The sequence below is a fragment of the Paraburkholderia sp. WS6 genome (assembly GCF_030464835.1).
GTDB lineage: Bacteria > Pseudomonadota > Gammaproteobacteria > Burkholderiales > Burkholderiaceae > Paraburkholderia > Paraburkholderia madseniana.
The window spans coordinates 73,539-88,045 of sequence record NZ_JALQCK010000025.1 but is presented as its reverse complement, the minus strand read 5'-3'; the positions used below and the strand labels follow the sequence as shown (position 1 = coordinate 88,045).

Below are 14,507 nucleotides of genomic sequence, written 5' to 3'. Positions count from 1 at the left end.
GGCGGGAAGGACTTGAACACGGAATACGTTGCGCCCGTCGCAGCGCGGCGCCAGGCGGTGCGCCGATTCGTATGATTGTTCGGGCGACGCGGCCCGGTTCGGGCATACGGTCGACAACCCGCGCGGCAACGAGCTGCGACGCAGCATGCGTGTTCGTACACGCACCGGATTGGGCGGCGGCGATGGATATCGATCAGTGGCTGCATGCATTGGGGCTTGAGCAATATGCACCCGCATTTGTTGGGAACGACATCGATCTCGCGATGCTGGCACAACTCGGCGACGCGGACCTGAAAGAACTCGGTGTCCTCTCGCTCGGCCACCGCAAGCGCCTGCTGGCGGCGATTGCCGATCAGCGCGGCGCTGCATTGTGCGCAGCGCCGCCCGCTGTGAACGCGCCGGCCAGCGAGCGCCGGCAAGTCACCATCCTCTTCGCCGATCTGTGTGGTTTCACCGCGCTGTCGCAGACGCTCGATCCTGAAGAATTGCGCGAGTTGACAGGTCGTTACACCGCGCTCGTCGATGGGATCGTCCTCGGTTACGGCGGCACGATCGACAAGCACATCGGCGATGCCGTGATGGCAATCTTCGGTGCGCCGCGCGCACACGATACCGATCCGCTGCGCGCGACGCGTGCCGCGCTGGAGATTCATGAGGCACTTAACGGACTGGGCGAGCATGGGTCGCCTCCGCTGAGGGCGCATGTGGGCATCGCCAGCGGCGAGGTGGTCGCGGGGCCGCTCGATCGCGCGGATGTTCAGGACTACACGGTGCTCGGCGACTCCGTGAACCTCGCCGCCCGGCTGGTTGCCGCCGCCGGCCCCGGGGAAACGCTGCTCTCCGATAGCGTGCATCGCGCGCTGGGTGACGGTGTGATGAGCGACGCCGTCGGCGCAATGCGTTTCAAGGGGATCGACTCGCCGGTGCAGGTGTGGCGTCTGCGCGGTCTCGCCTTTGAACCCGTCATGGCGAGCCGCAGCGTGTTTGTCGGCCGTAAGGCTGAACTCGAGCAGTTCAAGGGCGTCGCCCGCACGTGCCTCGAGCAGCAAGCCGGCCACGTCGTTTATGTCCGCGGTGAGGCGGGCATCGGCAAGACGCGGCTGGTCGATGAAATGCGCCGTTTCGTCGAAACACTGGGCTTTGCCAGCCACCGCGGCCTCGTGCTGGATTTCGGCGTGGGCAAAGGCCAGGACCCCATTCTCACCATTGTCGGCAGTCTGCTGGGCCTGCCGCCCGCGGCCGGCTCCGACGAACGACGCGCGGCCGCCGAGCGGTTTGCCACGTCCGGTGCCGTCGGCCCGGATCAGTTGATGTTTCTCCACGACATCCTCGACCTTGCGCAAACCGGGGAAGGGCGCACGCTGTACAACGCGATGGACAACAGCGCTCGGACGCGCGGCAAGCGCACGGTTGCCGCGGCGATCACGCAGGAGGTCTGCCGGCGCGGGCCCACCATGATTGTCGTGGAAGACCTTCATTGGGCGGACCCTCAGGTGCTCGGTTACCTGGCCGCCTTCGCCGTAGCGATCGCGAACGGCCCGGGCCTGCTTGTGATGACTTCGCGCGTGGACGGCGATCCGCTCGACGCGGCATGGCGGGCAGGTTGCCGCGGCACGCCCTTCGCCACGATCGACCTTGGCCCATTGCGCAGCGACGAGGCGCTGAACCTTGCCGGCAGCTTTATCGATGCGACCGAACGTATCGCGCGTGCCTGCATCGAGCGAGCCGGCGGCAATCCGCTGTTCCTCGAACAGCTCCTGCATAACGCCGAAGAAGGGAGTGAGGAGGCGGTCCCCGCGACGATCCAGAGCCTCGTGCTGGCGCGCATGGACCGGTTGACTGCGCGCGACCGCGAGGCCTTCCAGGCTGCCGCGGTCATCGGGCAGCGCTTTGGTCTTGCCTTGCTGCGGCGGCTGATCGATGCACCGGAGTACGTCTGTCACGGGCTCGTCGCCAACGCACTCGTCTTGCCGGAGGGCGAAGATTTCCTGTTTGCCCACGCGCTCATCCAGGAGAGCGCTTACTCGACATTGCTGCGGGCACGCCGGCGCGAGTTGCATCGTCTTGCCGCCGACTGGTTTGCGGCGACGGACCCCGTACTGCGCGCCCAGCATCTCGATCGCGCCGAGGACGAGCGGGCACCGCGGGCCTACCTCGACGCCGCGATCGCACAACGCGCAGCTTACTTTGCCGACGCGGCATTGCGGCTCGTCGAGCGAGGTCAGCAGATCGCGCAAACGGATAGGGATCGCCACGCACTGATCTGTTTCAGGGGAGAACTCCAACGAGATCTCGGCGACATCGCCGCATCGATCGCGACGTACCGTGCGGCGGTGGCTGCCGCGCCAGACGAAGCGAGTCTCTGCCAGTCCCAGCTTGGGCTCGCCGAAGGTCTGCGGGTGAGCGAAGGCCTCTCCGAAGCCCTCGCGCTGCTCGACGCGGCCCAGCAAGTGGCGCAACGCCTGGATCAGGTGCCTGAACTTGCGCGCCTGCATCACCTGCGCGGCAACATCTTCTTTCCGCTTGGCAGGATCGACGATTGTTGCACCGAACATGAGCGCGGGCTCGCCTATGCACGGCGTCTCGGCGCGCCGGAAGCGGAGGCGCGTGCGCTTGGCGGCCTTGCGGATGCGGCCTACGCGCAAGGGCGCATGCGCACTGCTTTCGAGCACTTCAGCCGGTGCGTTGCGCTAAGCCGCGAACACGGCTTCGGCCGCATCGAGGTCGCGAATCGTTCGATGGCGGGCTTCAGCAGGATCTATCTCAACGAGGCACGTCTGGCGCACGAGGACGTCAGCGCCGCTGCACGCACTGCTGCGCTGGTCGGCCAGCCACGTGCGCAGATGCTGTGCGAAACGCTGGGTGCCTTTGCCAGCTACGAATTGGGCGACATGCAGGCTACGCTCGCCCATCTCGAGCGCGAGAAGCTGATCATCCGTCAACTGGGCGCTCGCCGCTTCGAGGCACAAAATATGGAAATGCGGGCGCGTGTGCTGCTCGCGAACGGCCATCGGCGTGAGGCCACGGAATTGTTGCGTGAAGCGCTGGCGATTTGCCGCGAGGTAGGCACGCAGTTCAGCGCCCCCAAGGCGGTGGGCGTACTGAGCCGCGCCGTCGAGGACGACGGCGAACGCGTGCGTCTGCTCGCCGAAGGCGCCGACATGTTGGACCGCGGCGCGGTTGGTCACAATCATCTGTGGTTCTATCGCGACGCCATCGAAGCGATGATGTCCGCCGGCGACGCGGCTGGCGCACTGCGCTATGCCGCTGCCCTCGAAGGCTATACGCGTGCCGAGCCGCTGCCTTGGGCGGACCTGTTTGTGGCGCGCGGCCGCGTCCTCGCTCGCGCGCAGCAAGACCACGTTGGTGAAGAAATGCAGCGCGAACTCGAGCGTGTGCGTGCAGCCCTCGTGGAAGCCGGCTTCAACAGCTATCTGCCTGCGGTGGACGCTGCGCTCGCGCCGTAGGCCGTGGGATTGGTTAGCGGATCAATAATCTTCAACATCTCGATGACCGAACCGGGCCACCCGTGCGTAACGATGTGGCGGAGTGCCTGCCGCGCTGTAACATTGCTTCGGAATCTTCCGAAGTGCATTTCTCATGTTTGGCATTTTCCCGTTGAATTTGTTTGCCTAGACTCCGTTCCAGATAAACCGCTGGCCCGTCATAACGGGCGTTGCTGCCGTGAAGACGGCAGTAGCGCGTGCGCCGCACCTAGCTGAATCCATAACAGGACGGAGATAAGCATGTCTGAAAACAGCTACGAAACAGGTCGGCTGAATTTGCCGTTTGTTGGAATCTGCACGTTCGCGAAGTCTCCGTTGTGTCTTGACTGGGACAAGATCGACGCGGATGTCGCGGTGATGGGCGCTCCCTTCGACTGCGGTACGCAATGGCGGGCAGGCGCCAGGTTCGGCCCGCGCTCGATTCGCGATGCGTCGACCCTGTTTTCGTTCGGTCATGGCGGCGCATACGATTTCGAAGACGACGTCGTCTATTTGCCCAGCAACGAAGTTCGGATCGTCGATATCGGCGACGCGGACATGGTGCACACCAACACGGAGAAGAGCCACGCAAATATCGAGTACGGCGTGCGCAAGATCCTGGCGGCGGGCGCGTTGCCGGTGGTGATGGGCGGCGATCATTCGATCAACATTCCCTGCATCAATGCGTTCGAAGGTCAGGAGCCGTTTCATATCGTCCATATCGACGCCCACCTCGATTTCGTCGACGAGCGTCACGGCGTGCGTCACGGCCATGGGAATCCGTTGCGTCGTGCAGCGGAGAAGAGCGTGGTGTCGGGCATGACGCAGATCGGCATCCGCAACGTGTCGTCCACCGCACGCGAAGGATACGCACAGGCGCGCGAGATGGGTTCGGACATCATCTCGGTGCGCGACCTGCGGCGCCTCGGCATCCAGGGCGTTCTGGACCGTATTCCCAAGGGCGTGCGTTATTACCTGACGATCGATATCGACGGTTTCGATCCGTCGATCGCGCCGGGCACGGGCACGCCGAGCCACGGTGGCCTGCTCTATTACGAAGGACTCGAGTTGTTCGCAGGACTCGCCGAGCAGGGTGACGTGATCGGTATCGATCTCGTTGAAGTCGCGCCGGACTACGACCATTCCGGTTCGACTTCGATTCTGGCGGCGCAATTGCTGCTGAACACGATCGGCCGCGTGATGCATCGACGCAAGGTCAAGCAAAACCTCGCCCGCTAAACGGGATTCTCTTACGCCATGCGAACGCGATTGCCGGTCACGCTCATCGTGGACCGCAATCGCATAACGCGGCGCGCGCTATTTGCTGCTCCGCGTGGCGCGGCTCACCTGTTTGGCCGCAACCCGCAACTGGTTGCAAAAGGCCAGCACTACCCGCGCCGATTCGCCGCCCTTGCGCGTGATGATCTGAAAGTCCAGATGTGTCACATAGTGCTCGGGATCGATGCGGCTCAACAGACCGCCGTCTACCCAAGGCTGCGCGTAGTGGGGCGGTAGAAAGCCGATGTAGTTGCCCGACAGGATCAGCATGGCTCGGCCTTCGACGTTGTCGACCGAGGCTGCGGCCTGCGGCATGCGCAGCAGCTTGAGCTCCTGGTTGCCGAGATACGCGCGGGCAGCGAGCCGCTGTTTGCTGAGCACCGCAACGGGCACGCGTCCGCTTGCCCGCTCATACAGCGGATGGGTGGACGCGCAGTAAAGCCCCTGTTCCTCGCGATAGAGCGGCACGTAGTCGAGGCCGGGGATACGCGCGGGAAACGGCCCCACGGCGAGATGCAGGCGGCCGTCCAGCACGTGCTGCTCCATGCTCCCCGGTGTGTCGATCTGCACGTGCAGGCGGACTTCGGGCGCCATCTGGCCAAACTCGCGAATCGCGGCCGGCAGCGGCGAGTATTTGTCGGTCAAGGTCGCTTCGATCATGCCAAAGCGCAGCACGCCGGAAAGCTGATTGCGCAACGCGCCAGCTTCCATATGAAACGTATCGACGGCACCGAGCAGACGTTGCGCGGCGGCGTGCAACTCCGCGCCTTCTTCCGTGAGGCGAAAACCCGCGCGTCCGCGTTCACACAAGCGCAGCCCGAGGCGGGTCTCCAGTTGCGACATGTATTCGCTGATGCTCGATGCACCAATGTTGAGAATCGGTTGTGCCGCGGCGAAACCGCCGCATCGCACGATGGTTTCGAAGATCCGCAACAGCTTGAGATCCGTGTCCTGAACTTGCATCGTGCCGCCTCTCGATTACTTCGGGAATTGCCGAAATGTGTTTCATCAATGGTGCATTTTATTGAGGAATTTGGCTACACAGAATTGCTGTCAACCCCACTGCCCAACGTTCGGCGAAGGCATACGGACAGTGCGGCCCCAAAGCGATGTTTTCTGTGCCGAAGCGCCACGCGTTCGCCACTTCCGGCGGCAAGGCGGTCAGGCACGTCATGATGTGAGGAGAGCACGATGAAAAAGCCGTACGCAGGTGCAAGCTGGTTGGCAGCAGTCGCTTTGAGCATGGTGTCGGTGGGCGCGACGGCGGCAGAGCAGGTGGTCAAAATCGGTTTGACCGGACCCTTGACCGGTCCGCAGGCCGCCATCGGCAAGGACGACGAAAACGGCGTCAGGATGGCGATCGAGCGTCTGAATGCACAGGGGCTTGTGATCGGTGGCCAGAAAACCCGTTTCGAACTGGTTTCGCAGGATGACGCCGCCGATCCGCGTACCGGCATGACGGTTGCGCAAAGCCTGGTCGACGCCAACGTGAAGGTCATCTTCGGGCCGTTCAATTCGGGGGTCGCGATTCCGATTTCAAACCTGGTGAACGTGTCCGGAATCGTGATGGCGACCGTCGCGTCGAATCCGTCGATCACGCAACACGGCTATCCGTTCGTGTTTCGCATCTCCGCCAGCGATGCGCAACTGGGCAGCCGGATGGGTGAATTTGCGGCAAAGGAACTGAAGATCAAGCGCATCGCGGTGATTGACGATCGCACCGCATATGGGCAGGGCCTCGCCGATGAATTCGTCAATGCCGCTAAAGCCAACGGCATCGAGATTGTCGATCGGGAATATACGACCGACAAGGCGACCGACTTCGTCTCGATCCTCACACACGTCAAGGGCGCGAACGCGGAAGGGATTTTCTACGGCGGTTATTACGCGCAAGCCGGTGCGCTGCGCAAACAGATGAAGCGCCTTGCGATGAACGGCTATCTCCTCGGCGGCGATGCCATGTGCAACGCCGAACTGGCGAAACTCGGCGGCGATGCGGTCGATACACGCGTGTATTGCCCACAAGGCGGCCCGGTGCTCGATCAGACACCTGAGGGTCGTCAGTTCAAGGCGGACTACAAGCAACGCTTTCATACTGATCCGTTGACCTACAGCGCGGCCTTGTACGATGGCGTGAATATCGTGGCGCAGGCAATGCAGAAAGCCAATTCGATCGAACCGGCTCAGTATCGTGCCGCGCTCGCCGGCATCGATTCTCATGGTGTTTCCGGGCACTACCGGTTTGACAGAAACCGCGACCTGACGGACTCGCCAATCACGATTTATAGCTATCGAAATGGTGAGCCTACGCCGCTGGCGTCGACGCAGCCGTAGGTTCATCTCGCCCAACCATGGCGAAGGGTCGTGCCGCACGACGCTGCGGTAGCCCTATGCGATGGGTGCCGTCCGCTGAACCATACGGTAGCTTTCCATCAGGTCGATCATGAAGACCTGCAGGATGGTAGGCGGCGCGGCGGCCCGCCGCGTGATCGCGCAAAATGGCCAATGCGAGCCGAGCTGCGCCGGGCAGATCTGATGCATCTCGCCGCGCGCGACCCAACGGGCGGCGTAGTGAATCGGCAGAAATCCGATGTAGGCGCCCGACAAAATAAGGATGGCCTGCGCCTCGATATTGTCGACGGTTGCTGCGGCTTTGCTCACTTTCAGCATTCGCAGGTCGTGCTGCTGAAGATACCCTCGCGCTACCACACGGCTGGAAGCGATGGCCTCGTCGAGCGCGGCGTCGCCAGGCAATCGGCCTGCGAATGCGTGACCCTTCCCGCAATACAGACCGTCCGGTTCGCAATACAGGTCGGTGTAGGTCAGCCCCGGCACGTGAAGCGGAAAATGCCCGACTGCGATATGCAGCCGGCCGTCCAGCACACGTTCTTCCAGTTCGGCGGGCGTGCCGACGTAGACATCCAGATGCACGTCGTGCCCTCTCGATACAAACGCTTGCAGCGCCTGCGGCAGCGGCGAGGCCGAGTCGGTCACCGTGTTGTCAATGATGCCGAGGTACAGCTTTCCTGAGACGTGTTTTTTTAGCGCGTCGGTATCCACACAGAAGCTCTCTACCGCCACCTGCAGCCGTTGCGCTGCCTCGAAAGTGGCCACGCCGTGTTCGGTGAGGCGAAATCCGCTCCGGCCCCGCTCGCAAAGCTTGAGTCCGAGGCGCGTTTCGAGCGTTGTCATTTGCTCGCTGATTGTCGACTGGCTAACGTTCAGGGTCGCCTGGGCAGCGGAAAATCCGCCGCACCGTACCACCGTCATGAAAACCCTCAGTAGCTTGAGGTCCACGTCCTGCAACTGGATCACGGTCGTTGCTCTCCTTGCGCCACTTGCTTCGGTATTCCCGATATGAACATCTGATTCACGTGATTTTTACCCCCGGCCTTGTCGTCCATAGTCTCTCAAAACACCGCGCTGCCACAAGCCGCGTTTATATCGATGGACCCCGGTCGCTTTTGAACGGCCGAACCTGTCGGCTACAACGCAGGATCCACGAACAAACGTGCCAGGAACAGGCGGACCTTTCTGCACGAAACCGGCCCATGAGAGGCCGAATAGCAGTCAATCCGTAAGACAGGAGACAATGATGGACAAGGTCGTACAAAACTATCTGGAGACGTTCGGCATCCGGGAAGAGACACAACGCTTTCTCACCCGGCCGCAGAAGATGTTAATTGGCGGTGCCTGGGTGCCACAAGGCGATCGCGAATCCTGCACAGTGCTCGAACCGTCTACCGCGGGCGTGATCACGCACATTCCCCTGGGTACGACCACCGATCTGGATCGTGCGGTCGACGCTGCCCGCAAGCAGTTCGACGGTGGACCGTGGAGAAAGCTCAAACCCCTTGAGCGCGAACGACTGCTGCATCGCCTCGCCGATCTGATCGAAGCGAATGCAACGGAGTTGGCCGAGATCGAATCGATCGACGTAGGCAAGTCTGTTGCCAATGCGCGTGACGTCGACGTACAAGGCACGATCGACACCTTCCGCTATTTCGCCGGTTGGGCATCGAAGCTCCACGGCCGTACGGTAGAGCCCTCCCTGCCTGGTGAATACGTTGCTTACACGCGCAAGGAGCCCGTCGGCGTGGTCGGCGTTATCGTGCCGTGGAACTTCCCGCTGCAAACCATGGCGTGGAAGGTTGCGGCGGCGCTCGCTGCCGGTTGTACGACCGTGATCAAACCCGCCGAACTCACGTCGCTGTCCACACTTCGCTTCGCAGAGTTGGTGCAGGAGGCTGGAATTCCGGATGGCGTCGTGAATGTCATAACGGGGCGAGGGCGCGAAATTGGTGCCGCTATGGCCGCTCATCCGGGCATAGACAAGATCACGTTCACCGGTTCCACCGAGGTGGGCCGAACTGTCGGGCAAGCGGCTGTGGGCGGCATCAAACGTATGACACTCGAACTGGGCGGCAAATCGCCGGTACTCGTGCTCGAGGGCGCAGACATCGAAGCGGCGGCCCAGGCCGTAGCAAACGGCGTCTTCTTCAATTCTGGACAGGTCTGCGACGCGGGTACGCGGGTTTACATCCAGCGCGGCATTCACGACAGATTCATTGGCGCGCTAGTCGAGCACACGCGTAAGTTGAAGATCGCACCGGGCCTCGATCGCGATTGCTTCATCAGCCCGCTCGTTTCCGCGCTGCAGAAGGATCGCGTCGCTTCCTATATCGAAGCCGGGCGCCGCGAAGGCGCGGAAATCGTGCATGGTGGCCGCGTGTTGGACCGGGCAGGCTACTTCGTCGAACCGACCATCTTTACGCATTGCCGCAGCGACATGAAGATCGTCCGTGAAGAAATCTTCGGACCTGTGCTGGTGACCACGCCCTTTGACGATTTGGGCGATGCGTTGTCGCAGGCGAATGACTCGCCATACGGTCTTGCTGCCGCGATCTACTCCAATGACCTGAATCGCGTTCACAAACTGATCCCGCAACTGCGCGCGGGTACCGTCTACGTCAATGCCCATAGCACGATCGATCCTTCGATGCCGTTCGGCGGATTCAAGGAATCCGGCTTTGGCAAAGACCTCGGCCCCGAGCAACTCGATCATCTGATGGAGAGCAAGGCGGTCTGGATCACGCTGCACTGAACCGTCAATGCGCCGGAGGCGTCTCCAGACGAGCGTGGCGCCGCGGCCAGCATGCATGCCGGATCAAATCTATTCCATCAACCTCTCATTGCTGTCAGGGGTACATGATGCAAGCAACAGACGAAGTAGTTAAAAGCACGGTAGTTGGCGTCGAGCATGGCGCGATCGAAGGTCACTCGATCGATTTCATTCCGGATAGCGAAAGAACCGACAGATTGTCCAGGCAGGGGCCATTCTGGTTTCTGGGTAACTTCACATTCTTCACCATGACCATCGGTTTTGTTGGTCCCAGCATTGGTCTGAGCGCGCTGTGGACCACGATAGCCGGTACGCTTGGCATCATGTTCGGCACCTTGTTCATGGCCTTTCACGGCTCGCAAGGCCCGCATCTCGGCTTGCCGCAGATGATCCAGTCGAGAGCGCAATTCGGTTATCGCGGGGTCATCGTCGTCCTGTTGGCGACGCTATTCGTGTTTGCAGGATTCAACATCGTCAACCTGGTGCTGATGATGCAAGGTCTCAAAGCCTTGTTCAATTGGGACCCCGTCAAGGTGGCGTTGGCCGTGACCGTGCCGGCTTCGGTTCTGGCGATTCTCGGCCACGACTGGATGCACCGCAGTTTCAAATGGGCGTTGTACCTGTCGCTTCCCCTCTATGGTCTGGTCACGGTGGCCGTCCTGATGCACTGGGTGCCTGACGTGCCCCTCGCCGCTGTCGCACCGGGCGTGACACCGACGCCACCGCTGGGCTTCAACTGGATTGCGTTCATTGCGCAATTCGCGGCCGCCGCCAGCTACAACATCGCTTACGCGCCGTATGTATCCGACTATTCGCGCTACCTGCCGAAAAACACGCCGAGCGGCAAGCTGATCGCGGCTGTGTTTCTCGGCGCATCCCTGTCGGGTGCGTGGATGATCGCGATTGGCGGCTGGCTCGCGGACCATCTGCACGCGACCGATGTGCTGGTCGCATTGAGTCAGGTGGGTAACGACCTGGCGCCGGGGATGGGAAGTGTTGTGGTCGGCGTCACGATTCTGGCGTTTCTGCCGGTGATCGCAATGAACATCTATAGCGCCAAATTGACGGCCATCACAGCACTCGATTCGTTCCATAAAGTCCAGCCGACGCCCAAGGCTCGCATTCTGGCGATTCTCTTTGTGGTGATCCTTCAGTTGGGTGTTGCGCTCAGCATCTATACCTCGGGTAAGGGACTCTCCGTCCTGAATATTTACCTCGTCGTCATGCTGTATTTTCTCGTGCCCTGGACCGCTGTCAATCTGACGGACTACTTCTTCGTCCGCAAGGGTCGCTATGCCATTCCGCACTTCTTCATGCCTCACAACAATCTGTACGGGACATGGGGTGCACGCGGTTTGATCGCATACGCAATCGGCTTTGTCGCGATGATTCCGTTCTTCTGTGTTCTCGACGGCTCAAACGAGGTGTATGTCGGCCCGCTTGCGCGTGCCATGGGTAGCGTCGATCTGGCGTGGCTGGTCGGTCTGTTCGTCTCGGGCATCGCCTACTACGCCTTGTCGCGCTCGCTCGATCTGAAGTATGAGGAATCGGTGATCGCTCATATCGAGAAGACATCACCGCAATACACCACCGGCGACAAGGGTCGCTACTGAAATACGGACGACCCCGTCAAGATCTGGAAATCAGGAAAATATCATGGTTACCGAGCAATTCGATTACATCATTGTGGGCGCCGGATCGGCCGGATGTGTGTTGGCCAACCGGCTTACCGAGGACCCGGCGGTCCGCGTTCTTGTGCTGGAATACGGCGGCAGCGATCGCAGCGTCATCATTCAGATGCCGAGCGCGTTTTCGATGCCGATGAATACGGCCAAGTACAACTGGCGTTATCAGACCGCGCCCGAGGCTCATTTGAATGGCCGCCAGTTGCATTGTCCGCGCGGCAAAGTGCTGGGAGGTTCGTCGTCGATCAATGGCCTCGTCTATATTCGCGGCCACGCTTGCGACTTCGACGAATGGGAGGAACTGGGCGCGCGAGGTTGGGGTTATCGCAACTGTTTGCCCTATTTTCGCCGGGCCGAGAGCTACAAGTTCGGGGGGGATGAGTACCGGGGTGCGGAGGGGCCGCTGTGCACCAACAACGGCAACAACATGGAGAATCCGCTGTACGGTGCGTGGATCGCGGCAGGGGCAGAAGCCGGATACATCAAGACGGAGGACTGCAACGGCCATATGCAGGAGGGTTTCGGGGCAATGCACATGACCGTCAAGGATGGTGTGCGCTGGTCGACCGCGAACGCCTACTTGCGCCCTGCAATGAAGCGCCCGAATTTGACCGTAGTGACGAATGCGATGACACGTCACGTGATTCTCGAGGGCAAGCGCGCCGTTGGGGTCGCATACGATCAAGGCGGACGCACGCATGTCGCGCGGTGCCGTTCTGAGGTATTGATCGCCTCCGGTCCTATCGGTTCGCCGCACTTGCTGCAACGTTCTGGAATCGGCCCGGCCGACGTACTGCGGAAAGCGGGGATCGAGGTTCGGCACCACCTGCCCGGAGTCGGCGAAAACCTTCAGGATCACGCGGAAATCTATATCCAGTACGCGTGCAAGGAGCCTGTCACGCTCAACGCGAAAATGGACCCGTTTAGCAAATTCATGATTGGATTGCGCTGGCTTCTTTTCAAGGATGGTCTGGGCGCCAGCAACCATTTCGAGGCGGGCGGATTCATCCGCTCCGAAGCCGGGTTGCGCTGGCCCGACATTCAATTCCATTTCTTGCCGGCCGCCATGCGCTATGACGGCGACAAGCCGTTCAAAGGACACGGGTTCATGGTGCTGACCGGGCCGAACAAGCCGAAGAGCCGGGGCCACGTGCGAGCGGTGTCGGCCGATCCCTATACGCATCCGGAGATCCGCTTCAACTACCTGGATCGGGAAGAGGACCGGGAAGGTTTTCGACGCTGCGTGCGCTTGACCCGGGAGATCATCGGGCAACCGGCGATGGACCGCTTTCGTGATGTTGAACTCGCTCCTGGACCGGACGTGCAAACGGATGAACAGATCGATGCCTTCGTCAGGGCGAACCTTGAAAGTACGATGCATCCTTGCGGTTCATGTCGCATGGGAGAGGACGACATGGCTGTGGTCGATTCCGAGTTACGGGTTCGCGGCATCGAAGGCTTGCGAGTCATCGATTCATCTGTTTTCCCGACCGAACCCAATGGCAATCTGAACGCGCCGACGATCATGCTCGCTGAACGCGCTTCGGACCTGGTTCGCGCGGTGTCCATGTTGCCCGCGTCCGACGCCGATGTGGGTTTGGCAGAGGGGTGGGAGACGCGGCAACGCACGCATGCGCCGACTCGTGATTTGCATGTCGGATAGGTCGATTGACGGCGACAACGTCGAGCGGCATCGACGTGCGCTGCCTGATTAGCGGCGCACGCCGCTAATCAGAGCTTGCCGGACGACGGTCAAAAGGCAGCCGAAAAGGCCTGCTGAACCTTGCCGGGGTTAGTGATGCCGTTTGCGACGAGTAGCTGGGTGAGCAAGCGCGCCTTTTGCGGATTCAGATCGAACGAGACGACGAAGCCGCGCTTGTCGTCTTCGACCTCCACATTTCTGTTGACGAATCCAGACATTACACGCGTCGAGCGGACGACGACAATGCCCTTCTTCGCCGCCCGGTCGAGGGCGGCCAGTGCTTCCTTGGACGCATCGCCATCGCCTTCGCCCGCCAATACGATCCCCTTCGCACCATCGGCAATAGCGTGGTCGATCTGGGCGCCGTCCATATTGCTGTGCGCATAAACGATTTCTACACGCGGCAGGTGGCCATTCGCCGGCAAGCTAAGCACGTCGCGTGTTGATGCAAGCACAGGCACCGGTGCAGGCGCGACGAAACGAATGCTCGCCGGGTCGACATAGCCAATCACACCTGCATTCGGCGACGCAAAAGTCTGCACGGCAGTCGTGTTGGTTTTAGTAATCCAGCGTGGCGCGTGAATCTGGTCATTCATGACCACCATCACACCTCTGCCTCGGGATTTCGGACTCGCGGCGACTTCCACCGCTTCGTAAAGATTGCCGGGTCCATCCGCGCTCGTCGATCCACCCGGCCGCATTGACCCAACAAGCACCACCGGTTTGTCCGAGCGCACCACGTTTTGCAGGAAGAATGCCGTTTCTTCCATCGTATCCGTGCCGTGGGTGATCACGATCCCATCTGCTTCGTTTCGATCGAAGGCTTCCTGGATACGGCGCGCAAGCCGGAACCAGATCTCGTCGTTCATATCCTGCGACCCGACATTGGAAATCTGCTCGGAGTTGATGCTCGCGAGTTTTTCAATGCCCGGAACCGCCCGAACCAGTTCCTGGCCTTTGACGTTTCCGGAGTTGTAGCCAATGGCCGACCGCGGGTCAGTTGTGCCGGCAATCGTGCCGCCGGTTGCGAGAACAAGAATCCGGGGCGATCCGGTTGCCGAACTCGTCGCCTCGGCGGCTGTCGCGCTATCAGACGTGGCATCTGCAGCCCACACGCTCGTGCCGCATAAGCAGCTAGCGCAGACGAGAAGCGCAGCCGTGAGCGTTGTGTTCGGCTTGCGCAGGCAGGCGACCCGTTGAAGGGTAGTGTTGATGTTCATATCCAGTCTCCTAAA

Annotated in this window: 9 protein-coding genes; 6 read left to right on the top strand and 3 right to left on the bottom strand. The window is 61.2% G+C overall.

Features of this window, described 5'->3' with window-relative positions; translation table 11 throughout:
* Nucleotides 1–149: 149 nt before the first annotated feature.
* Together M0D64_RS26915 and speB are read left to right on the top strand one after the other, a co-directional pair.
* A complete protein-coding gene (locus M0D64_RS26915) occupies nt 150–3,467 on the top strand; it encodes an adenylate/guanylate cyclase domain-containing protein (RefSeq protein ID WP_266259953.1) in 3,318 nt (1,105 codons plus the stop codon).
* 279 nt (nt 3,468–3,746) lie between these two features.
* Entirely contained in the window at nt 3,747–4,724 is a 978-nt protein-coding gene (speB, locus tag M0D64_RS26910) for an agmatinase (protein ID WP_266259952.1), read from the top strand.
* A 78-nt stretch (nt 4,725–4,802) separates the two neighbouring features.
* Here speB and M0D64_RS26905 read toward each other — a convergent pair whose 3' ends face one another.
* Nucleotides 4,803–5,726, bottom strand: a complete 924-nt coding sequence (locus M0D64_RS26905; RefSeq protein ID WP_154559397.1) for a LysR family transcriptional regulator — start codon at nt 5,724–5,726, stop codon at nt 4,803–4,805.
* A 228-nt stretch (nt 5,727–5,954) separates the two neighbouring features.
* On the opposite strand from M0D64_RS26905, the gene M0D64_RS26900 reads away from it, so the two are divergent.
* Nucleotides 5,955–7,097, top strand: a complete 1,143-nt coding sequence (locus tag M0D64_RS26900) for a branched-chain amino acid ABC transporter substrate-binding protein (protein ID WP_266259951.1) — start codon at nt 5,955–5,957, stop codon at nt 7,095–7,097.
* Nucleotides 7,098–7,151: 54 nt separating this feature from the next.
* Here M0D64_RS26900 and M0D64_RS26895 read toward each other — a convergent pair whose 3' ends face one another.
* The gene (locus M0D64_RS26895; protein WP_266259950.1) at nt 7,152–8,078 is read right to left on the bottom strand and encodes a LysR family transcriptional regulator; all 927 of its coding nucleotides are present in this window, start codon (nt 8,076–8,078) and stop codon (nt 7,152–7,154) included.
* 280 nt (nt 8,079–8,358) lie between these two features.
* Here M0D64_RS26895 and M0D64_RS26890 point away from each other — a divergent pair, with 280 nt between their 5' ends.
* The 3 genes from M0D64_RS26890 to betA all read left to right on the top strand — a co-directional run bounded on the left by M0D64_RS26890 (nt 8,359) and on the right by betA (nt 13,233).
* The gene (locus M0D64_RS26890) at nt 8,359–9,867 is read left to right on the top strand and encodes an aldehyde dehydrogenase family protein (protein WP_266259948.1); all 1,509 of its coding nucleotides are present in this window, start codon (nt 8,359–8,361) and stop codon (nt 9,865–9,867) included.
* A gap of 104 nt (nt 9,868–9,971) precedes the next feature.
* The gene (locus M0D64_RS26885; RefSeq protein ID WP_171929126.1) at nt 9,972–11,498 is read left to right on the top strand and encodes a cytosine permease; all 1,527 of its coding nucleotides are present in this window, start codon (nt 9,972–9,974) and stop codon (nt 11,496–11,498) included.
* 43 nt (nt 11,499–11,541) lie between these two features.
* Nucleotides 11,542–13,233, top strand: a complete 1,692-nt coding sequence (gene betA, locus M0D64_RS26880) for a choline dehydrogenase (RefSeq protein ID WP_266259947.1) — start codon at nt 11,542–11,544, stop codon at nt 13,231–13,233.
* Between the two features lie 89 nt (nt 13,234–13,322).
* Here the strand turns inward: betA and M0D64_RS26875 are convergent, their stop codons facing one another.
* A complete protein-coding gene (locus M0D64_RS26875) occupies nt 13,323–14,492 on the bottom strand; it encodes an asparaginase (protein WP_266259946.1) in 1,170 nt (389 codons plus the stop codon).
* Nucleotides 14,493–14,507: the final 15 nt, after the last annotated feature.

Excerpts from the sequence above, each read along its gene's own strand:
- speB (WP_266259952.1), top strand. The coding sequence starts at position 3,747 with ATGTCTGAAAACAGCTACGAAACAGGTCGGCTGAATTTGCCGTTTGTT.
- M0D64_RS26905 (WP_154559397.1), bottom strand. The coding sequence starts at position 5,726 with ATGCAAGTTCAGGACACGGATCTCAAGCTGTTGCGGATCTTCGAAACC.
- M0D64_RS26900 (WP_266259951.1), top strand. The coding sequence starts at position 5,955 with ATGAAAAAGCCGTACGCAGGTGCAAGCTGGTTGGCAGCAGTCGCTTTG.
- M0D64_RS26890 (WP_266259948.1), top strand. The coding sequence starts at position 8,359 with ATGGACAAGGTCGTACAAAACTATCTGGAGACGTTCGGCATCCGGGAA.
- M0D64_RS26885 (WP_171929126.1), top strand. The coding sequence starts at position 9,972 with ATGATGCAAGCAACAGACGAAGTAGTTAAAAGCACGGTAGTTGGCGTC.
- betA (WP_266259947.1), top strand. The coding sequence starts at position 11,542 with ATGGTTACCGAGCAATTCGATTACATCATTGTGGGCGCCGGATCGGCC.
- M0D64_RS26875 (WP_266259946.1), bottom strand. The coding sequence starts at position 14,492 with ATGAACATCAACACTACCCTTCAACGGGTCGCCTGCCTGCGCAAGCCG.